The sequence below is a fragment of the Chitinophaga skermanii genome (assembly GCF_003259335.1).
Classification (GTDB): Bacteria; Bacteroidota; Bacteroidia; order Chitinophagales; family Chitinophagaceae; genus Chitinophaga; species Chitinophaga skermanii.
In genome coordinates this window covers 541,560-562,414 of the sequence record NZ_QLLL01000003.1, presented here as the reverse complement: position 1 = coordinate 562,414, position 20,855 = coordinate 541,560, and the positions used below count along the sequence as shown (strand labels likewise).

Here is a 20,855-nt window from a genome sequence, read left to right as displayed (position 1 = left end):
TTTAAGGATTCAGCGTTATTGTTTAGTATAAATGATTCGTAAGTGCATATTTTGGGTAGACACTCCGCTACCACCGGCTTTCAAACGACGAGCGTCGATTGGCAATGATGAGTAAGCCATTAATTTGAAGCCATAATTGGTTTCTTGCTTTCTCAACAACATTTGCAAGTAGCGCGGGATGTTGAACTTGTATTGTATAGTTTTTACACCGCCGAGGTTAATCTCAACCTTCTCGCCACCAAAACTAGGGTTTGGAGAAAGTGGGCTACCATAGTCAACCACGTAGCCTAAGCTATCGGTTGTAGGAGATGCATACTTATACAACATCAAAGTACTTGGTTGGGTGTAGATATCTTTTTGTGTGTTGCCGGCAGTGATTTCTGTGATCACTAATTCTGCCGAGTTGATCGTTGATTGGGGGAAATTCTCCAAACCTGGGATCAACAGCTTTGCGTAAATACCTGGGGCCTCTTGCAAGTAAGTGGTTTGATCACCTGCTGGGTTGTTGGTATTCACAAAGTTAGCTACTTCGGCACCACTGTAATTACGCTCAAAATAGTTTTGATGCGCACAAGTAGACGCTACATATGGGAAGTTGTAGAAGATCGTACTATCTGGGCGACTGTTGAGGTACGTTTGAATACTCAATTTCGCTCCCGAAACCGAGGTGTACATCAAGGCTTTACCCGTTGATTTTGATCTTGGAACAATCGCCAAGCCATTTAACCATCTACGGAATGTACTATCGTTATCAAAAGCTGAAGTTTTAGAAGCGTTCACCAACATGTTGATGAAGGTGGCGTTCATTTTGATACGTAAGCTAGCACCTGTAACATAAATGGAAGAATCTTTACCTCCAATTTTGTCTACAATATAGACAGAATCTTTACTATTTACAGGTTTCTGCGTGGCAGTACCCAAAACAGTCGATAACCTGTTCATTTGTTGGTATGATCTATAAGCAGAATCTACCTTGAAAGTAGGTTCCTGCATTTGATATACATCTACTACCACATCGGAATTTTCGTCGCCATAAGAACCACTGTAAGGTAGGTATAACCATGCTTCCCTAATGCTTGAATTATCGGCAAATCGGAAAGTATCTTTTGGCATAGCCAATTGCAAAAACGCTTCACCGTACGACTTACCAAAAATAGCATCATCGGAAATAGTACCGATTACCTTGCCATAGCTTTGGTAACCTCCCGTGATGATCGTTGAGTCTGGACGTTGAATGTTGTATACAATGAGATTATTGATTGTTGAGTCAACAACATCTACCTTATCGCCACCGGGAATGAGATTACTACCAAGGATAGTAGATTCCGAACAGCCTGAAAACGTAAACAGGCCGAATGTGAGCAGCGATAAACAGCTTAAATAACTGAATTTGATCTTCACGTAGGTTTGATTTGAAAGGTTCTCTTATGCGTTTATTTGCCTATCAATTGTGTATAAAGTTGCAGGTAATCTGCTAAGTCTTCGTTGTCTTTCTTATAAGGAACAATAATTTTACCTTTCTCTGCCTTCACCTCGTCCACGATTTTTTTATCGGCCTTTTCGCCTGCAACAACGATTGCATCGGCGTATTTGGCTGCACCTTTATTCAAGGCTGCATTCGTACCTTCTTTGAAAAGTTCGAGATCTTTCTCTTTCACCTGGTTGCTGATCGCGGCTTTTTTCAAGAAAGTAGCCCCCAATTTCTCTTTGAAGCTGTTGGGTTCCAATGAATATACCGTTTTCGCATTCGCGAACACAGGCTCTTTTTTATATGCTGTTTTTAAATACATGGGAATGAGCGACGTCATCCAACCACTACAGTGGATAATGTCTGGAGGCCAACCGAATTTCTTCACGGTCTCTAAAGCACCCTTACAGAAGAAGATCGAACGGGCCGCGTTGTCGTCGAAAAATTTACCGTCATCGTCGGCAAATACATTCTTGCGCTTAAAGTAATCCTCGTTATCCAAGAAATACACCTGTAAGCGCGCATTCGGTAAAGAAGCCACTTTAATGATCAGCGGGTAATCATCGTTGTCGATCACAATATTAATCCCCGATAGCCGTACAACCTCATGTAAACGATGCCTTCTTTCGTTAATGGTACCAAACCTTGGCATGATGACCCTCACTTCCAACCCGGCTTCGTTTGATTTAATCGCCATTTTATTCACCATCGCCGCGTAATCACTTAATTCTAAGTAAGGCGACATCTCCTGGGCAATAAAAAGAATTCTTTTCTTTGTGGACATTTAAATGCTGATTATTAATGCAGTAATTTTTAATTTGGCTTGCAAAACTACGAAATTTTTAGGTAATAATAGGCAGTTTAACACTTTTAACATCCCTTTAAGCAAAGGATTATGTATCTATTTAAACAAAAAAACGAGTTGAAAACCTACTTGGCTCAGCTCAAATCTGAAGGAAAAAAAATTGGCTTCGTTCCAACGATGGGAGCCTTACACGACGGGCATTTATCACTCATCCGCGAGGCCCGCAAAGCGTGCGATATTGTTGTATGCAGTATATTCGTAAATCCTACTCAATTTAACGACCCAAAAGATTTCGAAAAATATCCGATTACGATTAATGAAGATATAATAAAATTGGAAAGTGTTGATACAGATGTTCTTTTTTTACCATCTGTTAGCGAGATGTATCCCGCCGGTATTCATGCCCAACACCCCCACTACGATTTCGGTCAACTCGAAAATATGCTCGAAGGCGCCTATCGCCCCAACCACTTCCAAGGCGTTGGTATCATCGTTCATAAACTTCTCCAAGCGGTGGAGCCGGACGCGTTATTTATGGGACAAAAGGATTTTCAACAATGCATGATTGTCAAAAAATTGTTGGAAATCACCAATACGCCAACTGATCTAGTGATCGTTCCAACACGACGAGAAGATTCTGGCCTTGCCATGAGTAGCCGAAATATGCGCCTCACGGCCGAAGAAAAATCCCTTGCCGTTACCATCTTCCAAGTGCTTTCTACAATTAAGCAACACTTGAAGCAGCAGCCTATTTCCGAATTAATTTCCACTGCAAGTAGCACATTACAACATGCTGGTTTTCAATTAGATTATGTGGCTGTTTGTAATGCCGATAATTTAGCACCCGTTACCGAATATACAGGCGAAAAACTCGTTGCTTTAGTGGCCGCGAAACTCGGTGAAATCCGTTTAATTGATAATATGCTGTTAAATTAATTCCACTTCCGCTGATACCCAATAATGTGCATTGTCAAATAAACGGTATAACGATTTGACGATGAATAGAATATTCGAAGCCCGTTTCTATACTATGGAAGCGGGCTTCTTTTGTCATGCGACTATAAATCCATGAGTTTCACCTACTACTTATGATTCTTTTTTCTTTACCTTTGCGAACACTTTACGCAGAACTATGCAAATCGAAGTATTAAAATGTAAGATCCACAGGGCAGTTGTTACCGAAGCGAACCTGCAATATGTTGGTAGTATTACTATCGACGAGGCCCTGATGGATGCCGCCGGTCTTATCGAATATGAAAAGGTGCAAGTGTTGAACGTAAACAACGGCGAACGCTTGGAAACTTATGTCATTAAAGGTAAAAGAGACTCTGGTGTTATTTGTATGAACGGCCCTGCAGCCCGTTTGGTAAGCCCTGGTGATATTGTTATCATCATCTCTTATGCAACAATGGACTTTGAAGAAGCCAAAAAATACACACCTATCGCGGTTTTCCCGAAAGAAGGTAACAAACTCTAAGCAATCGCATGCAGCAAAATCCTAACTATCCAACTGGCAACTCTTTCCTAGGGTTTATAAAGAAAGCACTCCGACTTTTAGTATTCCTCGGGCTAGGATTGCTATTGATATGGTTAGCACTAAAGGACCTGGAACCGGGGCAGAAAGCAGCCATCGTCGAATCATTTAAGGCGGCTAATTACTGGCTGATTCTTCCTGCTTTTGTCATCGGGTTCTTTAGTCACTGGGTACGTGCCATCCGCTGGCGCCTTCTCATGCGTTCCTTGGGTTACAATCCAACCCTTTGGAACACTTTCTTTGCTGTTATGATCGGCTACTTGGCCAATTTGGCCGTTCCCCGTTTAGGTGAAGTAGCCCGTTGCGGTATCTTAGCCCGCTACGAAAAACTCCCTGCCGACAAGCTAGTAGGTACTATCATTGCCGAACGTGCTGTTGACTTACTTAGTCTTATCCTCCTTTTCGCCATCACCATTTTATCACAGGTTGATGTCGTATATAACTTCTTAGAAACCGATATCCTCATCCCCCTACAAGCTAAAATCGCCGCCATGGATGCGAAGCATCTCATGATCTTGGCCGGTATAGCCATCGCGTTTGTATTGATATTGATTTATTTAGGCCGCAAATTCGCTAAATCTGCCGCCGCTATTAAAATCAAAGAAATCATCCGCAACGTATGGGATGGTATCATTGCCATTGGCAAAATGCCCAATAAAGGCTGGTTCATCTTCCACTCTATCTTCATTTGGTTCCTCTACTTCGGGATGATGTACGTGGGTTTCTTCACCTTGGGCGAAACTAGTCACCTCGGTGTGAAAGCCGGTATGGCGTTGTTAGCTTTTGGTAGCATCGGGATGATTGTTACGCCTGGTGGTATTGGAGCTTACCCGCTTATTATTCAGAAGATTATGCCTTTGTATAAGGTGCCTGCTGCGGCGGCTTATGCTTTTAGCTGGATTATATGGGGAGCGCAAACTTTGTTAATCCTTATTCTAGGGTTATTTTCCTTGATTATTCTTCCGATTTATAATCGTAATAGGCTTAAGTAATAGTTGCTTATTTGCCATGCGGTTACTTGCTATACAGTAGTTCTGTTATAGTTGATTTTTTATTCCATTCGCTGGCCCGGCTATTCTGTTTTGGGTTACATCCCGTTGTGTTACTTTCTTTGCTTCTCCAAAGAAAGTAACCAAAGAAAGGAGGACAAACGGCGAAAGACTGCGTCGCCGTTTGATCGGGATGTTGATGGGGCTTTGGTGCTACTGTGGTGAAGGGCATTGGGGGCTTTGTGGTGCCTGTTGTGTTGGGGGGTGGATGGGATTTTTGAGATTGGGATTTTTGAAGGATTGGGGTGATTGATGAGTAGTTGTAATGGTATAATACTATTTATACATGATGCTTTCAATTTGTTCCTTACTTTATCATTCATGTCATGCTGGCATAAAAAAATTGCTTTTTGAAAGAAGGAAGTTTCTTGAGAATAAGTATGTTTGTATTCTCTGAAAAATCGATTTTAAGGCCATTTTCAGGCCGATTAAGGGCTTTTGTTGTAACTTTGTCTTAGTTTGTTGATTTCTTCAAAAACTCCTTTAAATCGCCTTAAAATAAGTAATTCGACAAAATCCTTACCCACACAGTAAATGAGCCAAAAAAGTCGACTTTTTCGGGTTAAACCTAATCCAGCTAAGCCTTTTATCGGAAAATGTCGGGTAACAGTCGACAAAAGCCTTACTTAACCCTTACAAACACTGGTTTTCTCTCGGTGAAGCCTCGGCAAGCACTTGGTGAAGTGTCGGTAAAGACTTGGTAAAACCTTGGTAAACGTGGGTGATGAGTGGGTGAAACCTTGGGGGAAATTTAGGATAACTTCTTGCTTTCTTCGACAAAATGTCATGCTAATATACTATTATGCTTACCTATGGCCTAGATATATTGTCTATATATGCAAAAACATCCCACATACTTGGGAAATATATCCTACCTATTGTATTTACTGGGGTTTAACATTGAAAGAACATTAGAAGAACATTAGAAGATATTATAAGTACCATAGGGGTGCCTTTTAAATGATTCAATGTCAATTTATTAAAAAAATATATCCTGCTGCACGCAAATTTCACTCAAAAAACACATCCCATTTAACCCATGTCCCCCCAACACAACAGGCACCACAAAGCACCCAACGTCCTTCACCACAGTAGCACCAAAGCCCCATCGACATCCCGATCAAACGGCGACGCAGTCTTTCGCCGTTTGTCCTCCTTTCTTTGGTTACTTTCTTTGGAGAAGCAAAGAAAGTAACACAACGGGATGTAACCCAAAACAGAATGGCCGCGCCAGCGAATTGGAATAACGAATCAACTACTACAATAATCATAATTTATCGCTCGCCTACGGCATTGCTCGCCTTCGGCACTAATGAAAAAAGGTTTCCTCAAAAACTGAGAAAACCATTGATAACAAAATAATTACCTCGATTGATAGAAACAATTCGTAATTTAATATGCAATTAACATTTGGTTTGTAGCATTGCAACTTGAATCGTAAAACAGTTATTATGAGGGATACAAGCGCTGCCCTTGCTGCTCAACCACTTGAATCTAAGAAGAAGAAACCGGAACCCAAGAAAATCGTTAGGCGCATGCCAGTGAAGAAAAAAATTATTGTTAGAGACCTCAGTTGGTTATCGTTTAATGCACGTGTGCTGCAAGAAGCTGCCGATCCGAATGTACCGCTTTATGAACGCCTCCGCTTTTTGGCGATTCATTCGAATAATATGGACGAGTTTTTCCGCGTTCGCGTGGCTACTCTTAAAAGGATGACTTCCTTTGGCAAGGGGTCTAAAATGCATCTTGAACAGAATCCTGCGAAGATACTCGAAGAAATCCAAGCCACTGTTATTCACCAGCAACAAGAGTTTAACCGTATTTATAAAGAGATACTCGAGAAGTTAGAAGAAGAGAAGATCTTCATGCTCAACGAGAAAGAACTCAACCGCGAACAACAGAAGTTTGTACTTAATTACTTCAATGAAGAAGTACGTACGAATATCACCCCGTTGATGATCGAAAGCATTCAACACTTCCCCATCTTGCGAGATAAATCCATCTACTTAGCCGTTGTGCTGGGTAAGGAGGATAATTCTATTCGCCAGAAGTTCGCGTTGATCGAAATCCCAACGAAATTATTACCTCGTTTTATCATCCTGCCGTCAAAAGAAGGTGAACATAATATTATGTTACTGGAAGATGTTGTTCGCTTTAGCTTACCCAGCATTTTCTCGTACTTCGGGTACGATAAATTCAGCGCACACATTATTAAAGTAACCCGCGATGCCGAGCTCGACATCGATAACGACCTCGATACCAGCCTCATTCATCAATTAGAGAAGGGATTGAAAGACAGGAAGAAAGGGAAACCTGTGCGCTTTGTGTACGATAAGGATATCGATAGCCTGTTGTTGGAATACTTGATGCGAAGAATGGGCTTATCGAAGAAAGATAACCTCATTCCGGGGCAGCGTATTCACAACTTTAAAGACTTTATGGACTTCCCGCAAAGTGTGTTTGCCCACAAGCATCACCGTAGGAAGTCGTTCTCGCATCCGTTGTTCTTGAATGCACCGAGCGTTATGCACGTTATTCAGCAGCAAGATGTGATGTTGCATTTCCCCTATCAATCGTTCGATACGCTCATCGATTTACTGCGAGAAGCGGCCATCGATCCTAACGTTACCACCATCAAAATTACGGCTTACCGCTTGGCGAAGAACTCCAAGATTGCCAATGCGCTCATTAACGCGGCAAGGAATGGTAAGCAAGTAACCGTGGTGTTGGAGCTTCGTGCTCGTTTTGATGAAGAGGCGAACTTGAAATGGAAAACGCGTTTGGAAGAGGAAGGTGTGAAGGTGTTGATTGGTGTGCCGGGTATGAAAGTGCATGCGAAAGTTTGTGTGATTAAAAAACGCATTGGTAATAAAACCGTTCAATGTGGTTTTGTTAGTACGGGGAACTTAAATGAAGTAACGGCCCGCTTTTATGGCGATCATTGTTTGCTAACAGCCAATAGGGCTATTATGGCCGACATTAATAGGATCTTTACTTACTTGGAGAACCCGAAGCACGATTTGCAAGTATTGGCAGCGTGTACGGTTATGCCGGTGAGTCCTTATAACATGCGCCGTACCTTCTTGCGTATGATTGATAAAGAAATCAAAAACGCAAAGAATAAGAAAGCAGCCGCTATTACCATCAAAATGAACTCGTTGAGTGATGAGTTCTTGATCTTGAAACTTTACGAAGCGGCTAAAGCCGGGGTAGATGTGAAGATGGTGATTCGTGGTATTTGCTGTGCTTATACGGAAAATAAATCGTGGAAAAAGAACATCGAGGCGGTAAGTATTGTGGATGAATACTTGGAACATGCCCGCGTATTCATCTTCCATAACGGCGGTAAACCTAATGTTTACATTGCTTCTTCCGATTGGATGGTGCGCAACTTGGATCACCGGGTAGAAGCAGCTGTACCGATCTTGAATAATGATTTGAAAAAGGAATTGATAGACATTATTAATATCCAGTTGAGCGATAATGTAAAAGCGCGCATCTTGGATAATAAACAAGAAAACGAGTATAAACATACCCCAGGTAAGAAAATAAATTCACAAGTAGAGATTTTCCGCTACCTACACGAAAAATCTACTACTTTTACGCCTGCAAGTTATTGATTGACATCATCTTTACTGGTGTGGTTTTTGTGAACCCATTGGAATTGATGATTTTATTTTTGAATTGATTCATGAAGCTAGCAGCAATAGATATAGGTTCCAACGCCGCCAGGTTGTTGATTTCAGAAGCTTCGCCGAAAAGTAACGGCGAAATGGATTTCACGAAGGTAAACCTCGTTAGGGTACCCTTGCGTTTAGGTTTTGATGTATTTGCAGAAGGTAAGATCTCCGAGAAACGGGCCGATAACCTCATCAATACCCTAAAAGCATACAAGCACTTACTAACTGTTTACGAAGTGAAGTACCTTAAGGCTTGTGCAACTTCTGCTATGCGCGATGCCAGCAACGGCGCCGCTATCATGCAACGGGTGAAGGACGAAACAGGGTTGGATATACAAATTATTACCGGTCAACAAGAAGCTACTTACATCTACGAAAACCATGTAGCTGAAAACTTAGATAAATCGAAGTCATACTTATACATCGACGTAGGTGGTGGTTCCACCGAACTTACGCTCTTTAGTGGTAACACGTTAAAAGCCAAAGAGTCGTTTAACATTGGTACCATTCGTCTTTTACAAGGTCAAGTAACGGAAGATCACTGGACGGCAATGAAGGACTTTGTGAAAACGAAATTAAAGACATTAAACTCGCCATTAGTAGCCATTGGTTCTGGTGGTAACATCAATAAAATTTTCTCGCTCTCGAAACGGAAAGAAGGTAAACCGTTGACATTCGACCAGTTGAAGGACTATCTAAAGGAATTCAGCAATTTCACGGTAGAAGAACGGATACATATTTACAACCTCCGGGAAGACCGCGCCGATGTAATTGTACCTGCCTTGCAAGTATATGTTAACCTAATGCGCTGGGCTAATATCGAAGAAATATACGTACCTAAGATTGGCTTGGCCGATGGATTGATACATGCATTGTATAATGAAATTGTTGTAAGCAGTCCCCTTTCGTAAAAAAATTCACTGATTTCCAAATTATATATTAACCTTTGTGATCCATTTCGCCACACCATGCTGCGAAATGGAACGGTTTATCGTAAACCGTGATGATTGTTTACACAAAAAATAAGCTGCTTTATGTCGGTGAATAAAGAGATTAAACGCATTACCACCCACGTATTACAAAAAATGAAGCACGACGGGGAAAGAATTTCCATGTTAACTGCTTACGATTTCTCGATGGCCAAAATCTTTGATGATGCGAACATCGACATTTTGTTAGTAGGCGATTCGGCTTCGAATGTAATGGCGGGACACGAAACCACCTTACCGATCACTTTAGATCAAATGATTTACCACGCTGCTTCGGTAGTACGTGCAATCAAGCGTAGTTTCGTGGTGGTGGATTTACCGTTTGGTTCTTACCAAGGTAATTCGAAAGAGGCGTTGAATTCTACCATCCGTATCATGAAAGAAACGGGCGCACATGGTATTAAAATTGAAGGTGGCGAAGAGATCATTGAATCTGTGAAGCGTATTATTTCCGCGGGTGTTCCGGTAATGGGCCACTTGGGTTTAACACCACAATCTATCTACAAATTCGGTACTTACGCGGTAAGGGCTACGGAAGAAGCGGAAGCACAAAAGCTGTTAAACGACGCTAAATTGCTGCAAGATGCAGGTGCTTTTGCCATTGTATTGGAGAAAATCCCGGCGCAATTAGCGAAAAAAGTAGCTGAAGCCTTAGAAATCCCGGTGATTGGTATTGGTGCAGGTAAATATGTGGATGGCCAGGTATTGGTTATGCACGATATGCTGGGTATCAATAAAGAATTCAAACCACGTTTCTTACGCAGGTACTTAAACCTGTACGATCAAATCTTAGATGCCACGAAACAATATATTACAGATGTGAAAGGTCGTGACTTCCCGAACGACAACGAACAGTACTAATGCAATTGTTGTGAAATAACTTGAAGGCTTCCAAGCAATTGGAGGCCTTTTTTTATGATTTTATTGACGAAACTCATTTGATAAAATCGCCCAAAAAAATTACATTCGCTGAAAGAACACGTTAAGTTGAACGCATTATTAAACATACAACTCTCCCTGCTTTCCTTTCTTCGGAGCACTTGCTCCCATGTTCCTTGATGCTTTCGTTTACGCATACCCGTTAGTGGCAAAGCATGCTTGCATGTGAGGGTACTTAGCGCCACATATTTTCCGAACAAAAGCTATCAACAACACCAAAATGATTTAAGATGAGTACTTTAGACATTGTTTTACATGGATTAATGAGTCGTTATAAAGAACGCGTACCCGATGTACCGGCTATTATCGATGCGATGATAGATGAAAAGATCATTAATAACGGCGATGAGATTGAAAATGACCACATTGCATTTCGCACGATGGGTGTAGAACACCTCGGTATTCAATCCTTAGAAAAGATCTTCTTGCATTACGGTTACACGAAAAGAGACTACTACTTCTTCCCTGAAAAGAAACTAGATGCCTATTGGTATGCACCTCCTTCCAACGAGTACCCACGTATATTCATTAGCGAGTTACGTGTGAAAGATCTCAGCGAACAAGCACAACAAATTATCAAAAGCTATACAAACGAAGTAACAAGCGATCCTGTAGATGCGATCGATTTAGATAATGGCGAGGCTGTAGACAAGTTCCTGCATAGTTCTTTATGGAGAACACCTACCCTAGCCGACTTTAAAACCTTAAGTGCTGAAAGTGAATACGCTGCATGGGTTATTTACAATCGTTATTATTTGAACCACTTCACCATTAGTGTACATAACCTTAAAGATGGTTATAACACCGTGGCCCTTTTCAATGAGTTCTTGAAGAAGAAAGGCTTCAAATTAAATAACGCCGGTGGCGAGATCAAAACCAGCCCCGACAATAACCTATTGCAAAGCTCTACCGTAGCACGCATGATCGAGGCTAATTTCGCTAACAATGAAACTCAGTCGATTTCAGGCTCTTATGTAGAATTTGCAGAGCGCCGCGTATTGCCACAGTTTAAAGACTTACCGGCGAATGAAATCAAACGCGAGCATCGCCGCGAAGGCTTCGAAGCGAATAATGCCGATAAGATTTTTGAAAGCACTTATTCTACCCAAACAGGTCGATAATCAATTCATTCCTATAAAATACAAATTATGAAATCTTCATCAGGTAGAATACCTTTATATCCGTACGTATCTAAAAGCGGAATCAACAAAATTGCATTTATTGAAATTGCCAATGATAATAAAGGCGGAGAAGGATCTTGGGAGGGTGAGTCTAGTATTCGTAAAACTGTTATTGATGCTGAGAGTGGTTCCTTTGATCGAATGTCAAGTTATGAATTACCAACAAGAGATATTACAAGAATAGTTCAAGAAGGTGCAAATGATGACGTTTTTAGTATTGAAGAATGTAGATCTATGATTGAGGCATTGTCTGCTTCTTTGCAAAGAATTTAATGTTATTCAATTGATTTCCATAAAAAAAACCTTACCAAGTACTTGGTAAGGTTTTTTTGTTGTTATCTATCTCCATCGCTTAATGCGGTAATTTATTTTTATAACGCCCGTACACCCAAGTACCTGAAATGGCAAACAAAATGGTAACAATGGCAACTGTGTAGCCACCACCAATTTGTGCGTATAAAGGCCCTGGACAAGCACCTGTAATACCCCAGCCTAAACCGAAGATTAAGCCACCATAGATATTGCCTTTGGAGAACACCTTTTTAGGAATGATAATAGGCTCGCCGCTGATGGTTTTGATATTGAACTTTTTAATAAGTAATACCGATATCATACCAACTGCTATTGCACTGCCAATTACACCATACATATGGAACGATTCCAAGCGGAACATCTCTTGAATACGGAACCACGACATTACCTGGCTTTTAATAAGGATAATGCCGAAAATGATACCGAATACTAAGTATTTGAATAATTTCATGTTAGACAATTTTTAGGATGAAGGGAAGAATGAGGTTGGCCATGATGAAGCCGCCTACCATGAAGCTGATAGTAGCAATAACGGAAGGCCATTGTAAAGTGGAAATACCCATAATGGCGTGGCCAGATGTACAGCCCCCTGCATAACGGGTACCAAATCCTACTAAGAAGCCACCGATGGCGAAGAAGAATAATCCCTTCAACGTAAAGAGGTTGTGCCAATTAAATATATCGCCAGGCAATAACCCGCTAAAGTCGGTGATACCGCGTTCTTGTAAAGTTGCTATTGTATGAGGGTTTAAATCTACGGGTTGGCCATTGCTCATAAAGTTTACTGCTATAAACCCGCCAATAATAATACCCAAGGCAAATACTAAGTTCCAGCTTTCCTTCTTCCAATCGTAGGTAAAGAAAGGGATGTTAGCCGGTACACAGGCAGCGCAAATGTGCCTGAACGAACTGGATATACCGAAGGCTTTATTGCCTGCAATTAATAATACAGGCACCATTAAGCCAATCAGCGGCCCGGCAATATACCAAGGCCATGGATCTAAGATGAAATTCATAGCGTTCTAAAATGTTATGGTGTAAAAGTAAGCTCGTCAATTGTACAGGCGCGTGATAAAAGTCACAGCGAAACATGCTACTATAAATGTAACACTCCACATCCAATATTTTATCATCTGTTAAAGCCCTTTAAATTTTGGTTGTCGAATCGCTGGCTTACAAGCATTTATTGTAGATTTGGAACTTATTCAAGCAATCTAAACATGCAAAACATCTTACAACATTTCCAACTGGGCGAATTGAACAGCGGTGTTTCTACCGGCAACAGTTGGTTACATTCCAACGGTGAAAAAATTGTTTCTAGCTCCCCTGTTGATGGTAAAGTAATTGGAACCGTGCAAGCGGCGGATCGTGCTGCATACGATGCGGCGATTTCGAGTGCACAAAAAGCTTATCCTATTTGGAAAGCCATCCCTGCTCCTAGGCGTGGCGAAATTGTTCGTCAAATTGGTGAAGGTTTACGCAAGAATAAAGAGGCTTTGGGCAAATTAGTGTCGTATGAAATGGGTAAAAGTCTCCAAGAAGGTTATGGTGAAGTACAAGAAATGATCGATATATGTGATTTTGCCGTAGGCTTATCACGCCAATTACATGGTTTAACCATGCACTCTGAACGTCCGGGTCATAGGATGTACGAACAATACCATCCACTGGGTATTGTAGGTATTATTTCGGCTTTCAACTTCCCGGTAGCGGTATGGAGCTGGAATAGTATGTTGGCTTGGGTATGTGGTGATGTTTGTGTGTGGAAGCCATCTGAGAAAACACCTTTAACAGCCATTGCTTGTCAACGTATTACAGCAGAAGTATTTGCTGCCAATGATGTACCGGAAGGTGTTTCTTGCTTGGTGATTGGTAACCGTGATGCGGGTGAATGGATGGCTGCAGATGAAAGAGTACCATTGGTATCGGCTACAGGTTCTACGCGCATGGGTAAAAGTGTAGCGGCGGTAGTTGCGGGCCGTTTGGGTAAATCTTTGTTAGAATTAGGTGGTAACAATGCCATCATTATTACAGAGAATGCTGATTTGGACATGTCGCTTATTGGCGCTGTATTCGGCGCTGTAGGTACTGCGGGTCAACGTTGTACAACTACCCGTCGTTTAATTATCCATGAAAGTGTATATGATGCCTTTAAAGATAAACTGGTAAGTGCTTACAAGCAATTGCGCATTGGTGATCCGTTAGACCAGCACAACCATGTAGGTCCGTTGATTGACCAGGATGCGGTGAAAGCTTACTTGGCGAGTATTGAAGCGGTAAAAGCAGAAGGTGGCAAGTTTGTAGTAGAAGGTGGTGTATTATCTGGTGCAGGTTATGAATCAGGTTGTTATGTGAAACCTTGTATTGCAGAAGTAGAGAACCATTACAAAATTGTGCAACACGAAACCTTTGCCCCTATCTTGTATTTAATTAAATACAGTACACTCGACCAAGCCATTGCTTTACAGAATGGTGTACCGCAAGGTTTATCGTCGGCTATTATGACCCTTAACCTCCGCGAAGCAGAGCAATTCCTTAGCAATGCGGGTAGTGATTGTGGTATTGCCAATGTGAATATTGGTACATCGGGTGCTGAAATAGGTGGTGCATTTGGTGGTGAGAAGGAAACCGGTGGTGGTAGAGAATCGGGTTCTGATGCATGGAAAGCGTATATGCGTCGTCAAACGAACACGATCAACTACAGCACAAAACTGCCATTAGCGCAGGGCATTAAATTCGATTTCTAAGAAAGTAGTAGTAAAAAATGGGCAACACCGTTTTTGCGAGAAGATATAAAATGAGCGGGGTGGAAACCCCGCTTTTCGTTAAACGGAAACCATGCTTATGAGAAAGAAATATAACTGCCGGGATGGCATATTATATTCTCCCTGGTATAAATATTATACTTTTTTCCGAATTCTCCTATTCAACTTTTGTGCTACAGTGGGTACTTTCGGGCTATTAGCCACCTTGTTATACCGCTAAATTCCCCAAACAAATACTCCATTAACGCAAATGACCCTACAATAGGGCGTTTTAGACTGCGAATAGTATCAGGCTATCCCCTTACCTGCTTCAAAAAAACTTACCTGTTACAGGAAAAAATTTCGCAATTGATTATTGATGTACGGTAGGTAGAAGATTCTATTTAAGATAAGTTGTGCAAAATTTATCGCTTGAAACACTTTGCTGCATTGGGTTTAATAAGAATTTTGCATGATAATTTGCTAAAATGATCAAAGGGTGCATTAGCACTCCTACTTAGGTGGAATGACAAAATGCTACCTTGTTAAGCGGGCGATATGTGAAGGAAATGTTAATGAAACCCAAGCCAGTAAAGGTTCGGGCTGCCTTTTATGCATTTTAACAATTGTATAAAGTACATAACACGAACATGTTTTGCAATTGCAGGTTTAAATACATGTTTATTGTAAATGCTTGCTGTACTTGGGTTTAACAAAATTCAGATTACCAACATCCAATTTCAACGCACAAACGTTTGTATTACTTTTTACCGATTATGTAATAAGTAAGGATTGATTTATTGCATTTTACATACCTTTAACCAATTGTGGTATTTATATTGACTATCGATTTTAGCAAATTTTTCTAAACATGAATTTTTTTAGTACATCCAAGGCAGTCTTAGCTAGCATAGCTATCGTAGCTGCTTGTTCGATGAGCGCGAATGCACAATCTACCAAACCAACCGTCCCCAAAAACTGGCAATTATTAAGCTATGATAAAGATAGCGTGTATGGTGTGGGTGCAGAAAAAGCCTATCAAACCTTATTAAAAAACAAGAAAAGTACACCCGTAATCGTTGCGGTGATCGATTCTGGTATCGACACTACCCACGAAGATCTCAAACCTGTACTTTGGCGTAACCCGAAAGAAATTCCGAATAACGGTATCGATGATGACAAGAACGGTTATATCGACGACGTATTTGGATGGAACTTCCTTGGTGCAAAAGATGGTGGTAGTGTAAAAGAGGATTCTGATGAAGCTTCCCGTGAGTACTATCGCTTGAAGAAAAAATACATCAACCCAGATAGCGCTTTAGCCAACAATGCTAAAGAATTGGCTTACTGGCAATCATTAAAAGAAAAAATCGAACGTCCTGCTTCTCAAAACAAGGTTACTTATAAAACCATGTTGAAAGTGCAAGAAAACGTTCGTAAAGCTGAAAACATCCTCACTTCGTTCTTAAAGAAAGAAGATTTCACGTTGAACGACCTCGATAGCATTAAAACCAGTGATGAAGATGTATTGCAAGCGCAACAATTCGCTACCCGCTTATTAGAAAGCACCGGCGAAGAAGATGTAGCTTTCTCTAAATTAAAAGAAGAATTAACAGAGTATATCGCCGATTTAAAACGTAAAGTAAACAGCTCTACACAAGAGCCGGAAGATAAACGTACTAAAATCGTAGGCGATAACATTGAAGATATTAACGACCGTTACTATGGTAATAACGATGTTACCGGTCAATTTGCTTTCCATGGTACCCACGTTGCCGGCATTATTGGTGCAGCGCGTAACAACGGTATTGGTATGGATGGTATTGCTAATAACGTGAAAATTATGGCCGTTAAGGTGGTGCCAGAAGGCGACGAACGTGATAAAGACGTTGCATTAGGTATTCGCTATGCGGTTGACAATGGTGCACAAATCATTAACATGAGCTTCGGTAAAGGCTTCTCTCCTCATAAAGAGTGGGTAGACGATGCTTTGAAATATGCTGAAAGCAAAGGCGTATTAGTGATTCACGCGGCGGGTAACGATGGTAACAATAACGATTCTGTACCAAACTTCCCTAGTGCAAACTTCAATGATGGTACAAAAGCGACCAACATTGTAACAGTAGGCGCTATGGGTAATGGTAAAGTAGGTAGCCCGGTGGCAGGTTTCTCTAACTATGGTAAAACACAAGTAGACGTATTTGCACCAGGTGTACAAATCTACTCTACGGTACCAGGTGCAAAGAAATACGATAACGCGAGTGGTACCAGTATGGCAGCCCCAGTAGTAGCAGGTGTAGCTGCTTTAGTATTAAGCTACTACCCCGACCTTAGCGCTCGCCAATTGAAATACATCTTGGAGAAATCGGCTGTTAAATTACCTGCAGGTAAAAACATGGTGAACTTACCAGGTGATAAAGATGAAACCATCGACTTCGCTGATTTATCAACTTCTGGTGGCGTAGTAAACGCTTACGAAGCATTGAAATTAGCTGCCACTATTAAAGGTGAAAAGAAACCAAAAGCAAAAGTAGCCCCTGTTAAAAGAGGATAAGCATTTTGTGTTAACATACTATGGCAAAAAAGCCTGCTCTATATCGTAGAGCAGGCTTTTTTTATGCTTATAAGTTAAAAAATACCCTAAAAGGTGCTTTTTTAGCCCATTTCTTAACATTCTGTTCATTAAAAATTCATTAAAACATCATTAAAGAATGATTAAAATGATGGAATTAAAACATTAATTGTATTTAACTTAATGAAAATGGTTAATAATTGTATGTACTTAACAATTTCGTAATGATTCGTTAACATCCTGGTTTTATTGACTTTCGTCCTTTGTGGTATAATCTGAAGGTCATTATATGAAATCATTTTTAACGTTCGTAGCAAGCTGTTTAATTATCCTTGTAGGATTCAGCGCAAATGCTCAAGTAACAACGGCTAGTATTTCGGGTAAAGTATCCGATGAGAAAGGCCAAGCCATTCCCGGTGCAACAGTGGTGGCATTGAATGTGTCGACCGGTACTAAATCCGGCACGCAAACAAACGCGGATGGTCGTTATATTATTAATAACCTCAACCCGGGAGGACCGTATACGCTGACGGTTTCTTTTATTGGGTATAAAAGTGACGAAAGAAAAGACGTAAACCTTCCATTGGGTGCTACTTCCTTCAACTTCAAATTAGGCGAAGAATCGAAGGTCTTAAACGAAGTGGTGATCACTGGTAATACCGGTTCTAAAATTGGTGTAAGAGTGGGTCAAGACCAGATTAAAAACTTACCGTCGTTGAACCGTAGTTTACAGGATATGACGAAAGTAACGCCGCAAAGCAGCAACAACTCCTTTTTGGGTACGAACTACCGTTATAATAACGTAACGTTAGATGGTGCCATTAATAATGATGCGATTGGGTTTAGTCCTTCTATGGGTGGGCAAAGTAATACCAGTGGTCAACCGGGTAGCTCTACCCGCACGAACCCTGTTTCTTTGGATGCGATCCAAGATGTGCAGGTATTATTAGCGCCATTTGATGTGAAAGTAGGTAACTTCTTAGGCGGTAGTATTAACGCGGTAACACGTAGTGGTACCAATACGGTGCATGGGTCGGTATATGGATATGGACGCACTGCATTTATGATAGGTAAGGATAAAGCTGGAGATGGTTCTAAACTGCCTAGTGATTTCCACGATTACCAAGCGGGTGTGCGTGTAGGGTTCCCTATCATCAAGAACAAATTATTCTTCTTTACGAATGAAGAAATTACACGCCGCGTAGATCCTATTATTTTAGCAGCAGGTTCTAAAGGCTCAGAAAACATCCTGAGTGAAGCAGATGCTATTGCGATTACGAATAAAATGAAAGAATACGGTGTTGATCCAGGTACGTATAACAACACGAGTATTTATTCTAATTCAACCAAGTTTTTCAACCGTTTGGATTGGCATATCAATGGTAAGCACTCCCTTTCATTACGTAATAATACCATTACTTCAGAAGCAACGAACTTAGAACGCGATCAACAAAACTTCCGTTTTAAAGGTATCGACTTCAAACAAGTGAATAACCAATCGTCTACCGTAGCAGAATTGAAAAGTAACTTCAACGCTACTATTTCTAACAACTTGATTCTCGGTTACTCTTCTGTACACGATTACCGTGATCCATTATCTGACCCGGCTACGCCGCAAATCCAAATTACAGGTAAAACACCTGGTACTACCATCTTCTTGGGTACGGATCGTGAAGCGAGCATTTTCAACATGAAACAGAAAACCTTTGAAGTAACGGATAACGTTACCATCTTTAAAGGCAAGAATACATTTACCATTGGTACGCACAACGAGTTTTATAACATTACTTATGGGTTCGTGAACGCTTGGAACGGTCGTTTAGATTACAACTCGGTACAAGACTTCTTAAACAACAACCCTGCCCGTGTACGTGGTAACTACAATTACACGAACAACTCGCGCGATGCCATAATGGCCAACCCGCCGGCACAGTTCAAAGTGAACTTGTTAAGCTTATATGGCCAGGATGAAATCCAGTTAACCGATCGTTTCAAATTAACAGCAGGTGTTCGTTTCGATTATGCTGGCATTCCGAACAAACAACCGTTGAGCGATAAAACCACCAAATCGCCACAAGATCCTAACTTCGGTACAACGTATACATATACAAAACCACAAGACATTAAGAATAATTTCTTGAACAACATACAAGTGTCGCCACGCTTAGGATTTAACTGGGATATTAATGGCGACAACTCTATGATTTTGCGTGGTGGTAGCGGCTTCTTTACCGGTAGAATTCCTTTCGCTTGGTTGGGATATGCATACTACAACAACGGTGTAACCTATGGTGCATACGATCAACGTGCTTCCAACAAACCGTTTGTAAATACGCCTAACCCAGCAGCGAAACCTTCGCAAAATGGTATTGCCGATTTCGCACAACAAAATGGTGTAGATGTGAAGAATGCAGCCGGTGCAACCCAAGTGGATATGATCGATAACAACTTCAAAATGCCACAAGTATGGAGAACCAGTTTAGCATTTGATTATACAACACCGAATGCTTGGAAATTTACCGTAGAAGGTATTTACACGAAAGTGATCAAAGACTTGATGTTCCAACAAGTGAACTTAGTAGATAACCCTACTTACTTCGCTTATGATACTAAGCATCAACAACCGATTTATTCCGGCAAAGGCATCAACCCGTTATTCACGAATGCTTACTTATTATCGAACACCGATAAAGGTCACCGTTACAGCATTACCGGCCAGGTAACGAAAACATTCCCATTCGGTTTGAACTTCATGACAGCGTATACTTACGGTCAAGCGAAAGATATTACGAATGGTATTCGTAACTCGATGGAATCTAACTGGCAGTTGAACCAGGCATTGAACCCGAATAATCCAACATTGGCTTATTCTAACTTTGATATTCGTCACCGTATCGTAGGTACTATCAACTACAAACAAGATTGGGGTACAAACGGTAAATGGGTAACCAACTTCAACTTATTCTTTAACGCGCAATCGGGTACTGCCTTCACCTATGGTTTTGTGAATGCCACCATTCAAGGCACACCACAACAAGTGAGCTTGGCATATATTCCGAAAGACGTAACTGAAGCAACGAATATGTTTGCTAACATTGCGGGTGGTAAAACAGCGGCGCAACAAGCCGCAGATTTCATGGCGTATGTAGATGGTAACAAATACTTGAGAACACGTAAAGGCGATTTCACAGAACGGAATGGTGGTCGTACTCCTTGGAACTACCAAGCCGATTTTCGTTTGGCACAAGACTTCAACGTGAAAACCGGCAAACGTAAACATACCATTACATTAACATACGACATCGTTAACGTAACGAACCTTTTGAACAAGAATTGGGGTGTACAAACATTTTCTCCCAACACCTTTAACTCAACTTCCAGTGTTGGTTTAAAATCTAAGAATAGCGTAGTAAATGGTTACCAAACATACACATGGACAAACCCTGGTGTACCCTATTCTACCGACTTCTTTGCTTCCCGTTCGCAAATGCAACTAGGTCTTAGGTATAGCTTCTAATAAACTTCCTTTTATTTTAACAAGCAGCCGTTTCTACATCGTAGGGCGGCTGTTGTTTTTTTATA

15 protein-coding genes are annotated in these 20,855 nt (G+C 41.0%); 11 read left to right on the top strand and 4 right to left on the bottom strand.

Annotated features, from left to right (window positions below; all coding sequences use genetic code 11):
• Nucleotides 1-15 precede the first annotated feature (15 nt).
• Nucleotides 16-1,401 (bottom strand): DUF4270 family protein, encoded by a 1,386-nt coding sequence (locus LX64_RS10095; protein WP_111597509.1) that lies wholly within the window; start codon nucleotides 1,399-1,401, stop codon nucleotides 16-18.
• Between the two features lie 32 nt (nucleotides 1,402-1,433).
• Entirely contained in the window at nucleotides 1,434-2,252 is an 819-nt protein-coding gene (locus tag LX64_RS10090; protein ID WP_111597508.1) for a glycogen/starch synthase, read from the bottom strand.
• Between the two features lie 111 nt (nucleotides 2,253-2,363).
• Here LX64_RS10090 and panC point away from each other — a divergent pair, with 111 nt between their 5' ends.
• The 8 genes from panC to LX64_RS10045 all read left to right on the top strand — a co-directional run bounded on the left by panC (nucleotide 2,364) and on the right by LX64_RS10045 (nucleotide 11,918).
• On the top strand, nucleotides 2,364-3,209 hold the full coding sequence (gene panC, locus LX64_RS10085; protein ID WP_111597507.1) for a pantoate--beta-alanine ligase: 846 nt from the start codon (nucleotides 2,364-2,366) through the stop codon (nucleotides 3,207-3,209).
• Between the two features lie 196 nt (nucleotides 3,210-3,405).
• The gene (gene panD / locus LX64_RS10080) at nucleotides 3,406-3,750 is read left to right on the top strand and encodes an aspartate 1-decarboxylase (RefSeq protein ID WP_111597506.1); all 345 of its coding nucleotides are present in this window, start codon (nucleotides 3,406-3,408) and stop codon (nucleotides 3,748-3,750) included.
• An 8-nt stretch (nucleotides 3,751-3,758) separates the two neighbouring features.
• Nucleotides 3,759-4,799 (top strand): lysylphosphatidylglycerol synthase transmembrane domain-containing protein, encoded by a 1,041-nt coding sequence (locus LX64_RS10075; RefSeq protein WP_111597505.1) that lies wholly within the window; start codon nucleotides 3,759-3,761, stop codon nucleotides 4,797-4,799.
• A 1,508-nt stretch (nucleotides 4,800-6,307) separates the two neighbouring features.
• Nucleotides 6,308-8,476: a polyphosphate kinase 1 gene (gene ppk1, locus LX64_RS10070; RefSeq protein WP_245952612.1), complete on the top strand. Its 2,169-nt coding sequence runs from the start codon at nucleotides 6,308-6,310 to the stop codon at nucleotides 8,474-8,476.
• Nucleotides 8,477-8,547: 71 nt separating this feature from the next.
• Nucleotides 8,548-9,447 carry a Ppx/GppA phosphatase family protein gene (locus LX64_RS10065; RefSeq protein ID WP_111597504.1) on the top strand — a complete coding sequence of 300 codons (900 nt, stop codon included), beginning with the start codon at nucleotides 8,548-8,550 and terminating at the stop codon, nucleotides 9,445-9,447.
• Nucleotides 9,448-9,570: 123 nt separating this feature from the next.
• A complete protein-coding gene (gene panB / locus LX64_RS10060; RefSeq protein WP_111597503.1) occupies nucleotides 9,571-10,386 on the top strand; it encodes a 3-methyl-2-oxobutanoate hydroxymethyltransferase in 816 nt (271 codons plus the stop codon).
• Nucleotides 10,387-10,694: 308 nt separating this feature from the next.
• Nucleotides 10,695-11,585 carry a DUF1338 domain-containing protein gene (locus LX64_RS10050; protein WP_111597501.1) on the top strand — a complete coding sequence of 297 codons (891 nt, stop codon included), beginning with the start codon at nucleotides 10,695-10,697 and terminating at the stop codon, nucleotides 11,583-11,585.
• A gap of 27 nt (nucleotides 11,586-11,612) precedes the next feature.
• Complete coding sequence (locus tag LX64_RS10045; RefSeq protein ID WP_111597500.1) at nucleotides 11,613-11,918, top strand: hypothetical protein; 306 nt, start codon at nucleotides 11,613-11,615, stop codon at nucleotides 11,916-11,918.
• 79 nt (nucleotides 11,919-11,997) lie between these two features.
• On the opposite strand, the gene LX64_RS10040 is transcribed toward LX64_RS10045, so the two are convergent.
• Together LX64_RS10040 and LX64_RS10035 are read right to left on the bottom strand one after the other, a co-directional pair.
• Complete coding sequence (locus LX64_RS10040) at nucleotides 11,998-12,408, bottom strand: DUF6691 family protein (RefSeq protein ID WP_111597499.1); 411 nt, start codon at nucleotides 12,406-12,408, stop codon at nucleotides 11,998-12,000.
• 1 nt (nucleotide 12,409) lies between these two features.
• Entirely contained in the window at nucleotides 12,410-12,973 is a 564-nt protein-coding gene (locus LX64_RS10035; RefSeq protein WP_111597498.1) for a YeeE/YedE family protein, read from the bottom strand.
• 204 nt (nucleotides 12,974-13,177) lie between these two features.
• On the opposite strand from LX64_RS10035, the gene amaB reads away from it, so the two are divergent.
• From amaB to LX64_RS10020, 3 genes are all read left to right on the top strand, one after another.
• Nucleotides 13,178-14,704, top strand: a complete 1,527-nt coding sequence (amaB, locus tag LX64_RS10030) for an L-piperidine-6-carboxylate dehydrogenase (protein WP_111597497.1) — start codon at nucleotides 13,178-13,180, stop codon at nucleotides 14,702-14,704.
• Between the two features lie 868 nt (nucleotides 14,705-15,572).
• Nucleotides 15,573-17,255: a S8 family serine peptidase gene (locus LX64_RS10025; RefSeq protein ID WP_111597496.1), complete on the top strand. Its 1,683-nt coding sequence runs from the start codon at nucleotides 15,573-15,575 to the stop codon at nucleotides 17,253-17,255.
• 307 nt (nucleotides 17,256-17,562) lie between these two features.
• Nucleotides 17,563-20,790 (top strand): TonB-dependent receptor, encoded by a 3,228-nt coding sequence (locus tag LX64_RS10020; protein ID WP_111597495.1) that lies wholly within the window; start codon nucleotides 17,563-17,565, stop codon nucleotides 20,788-20,790.
• Nucleotides 20,791-20,855 lie beyond the last annotated feature (65 nt).

What these genes read in the sequence shown, in the direction of transcription:
- LX64_RS10090 (WP_111597508.1), bottom strand. Translation starts at nt 2,252, where the DNA reads ATGTCCACAAAGAAAAGAATTCTTTTTATTGCCCAGGAGATGTCGCCT.
- panC (WP_111597507.1), top strand. Translation starts at nt 2,364, where the DNA reads ATGTATCTATTTAAACAAAAAAACGAGTTGAAAACCTACTTGGCTCAG.
- panD (WP_111597506.1), top strand. Translation starts at nt 3,406, where the DNA reads ATGCAAATCGAAGTATTAAAATGTAAGATCCACAGGGCAGTTGTTACC.
- LX64_RS10075 (WP_111597505.1), top strand. Translation starts at nt 3,759, where the DNA reads ATGCAGCAAAATCCTAACTATCCAACTGGCAACTCTTTCCTAGGGTTT.
- ppk1 (WP_245952612.1), top strand. Translation starts at nt 6,308, where the DNA reads ATGAGGGATACAAGCGCTGCCCTTGCTGCTCAACCACTTGAATCTAAG.
- LX64_RS10065 (WP_111597504.1), top strand. Translation starts at nt 8,548, where the DNA reads ATGAAGCTAGCAGCAATAGATATAGGTTCCAACGCCGCCAGGTTGTTG.
- panB (WP_111597503.1), top strand. Translation starts at nt 9,571, where the DNA reads ATGTCGGTGAATAAAGAGATTAAACGCATTACCACCCACGTATTACAA.
- LX64_RS10050 (WP_111597501.1), top strand. Translation starts at nt 10,695, where the DNA reads ATGAGTACTTTAGACATTGTTTTACATGGATTAATGAGTCGTTATAAA.
- LX64_RS10045 (WP_111597500.1), top strand. Translation starts at nt 11,613, where the DNA reads ATGAAATCTTCATCAGGTAGAATACCTTTATATCCGTACGTATCTAAA.
- LX64_RS10040 (WP_111597499.1), bottom strand. Translation starts at nt 12,408, where the DNA reads ATGAAATTATTCAAATACTTAGTATTCGGTATCATTTTCGGCATTATC.
- LX64_RS10035 (WP_111597498.1), bottom strand. Translation starts at nt 12,973, where the DNA reads ATGAATTTCATCTTAGATCCATGGCCTTGGTATATTGCCGGGCCGCTG.
- amaB (WP_111597497.1), top strand. Translation starts at nt 13,178, where the DNA reads ATGCAAAACATCTTACAACATTTCCAACTGGGCGAATTGAACAGCGGT.
- LX64_RS10025 (WP_111597496.1), top strand. Translation starts at nt 15,573, where the DNA reads ATGAATTTTTTTAGTACATCCAAGGCAGTCTTAGCTAGCATAGCTATC.
- LX64_RS10020 (WP_111597495.1), top strand. Translation starts at nt 17,563, where the DNA reads ATGAAATCATTTTTAACGTTCGTAGCAAGCTGTTTAATTATCCTTGTA.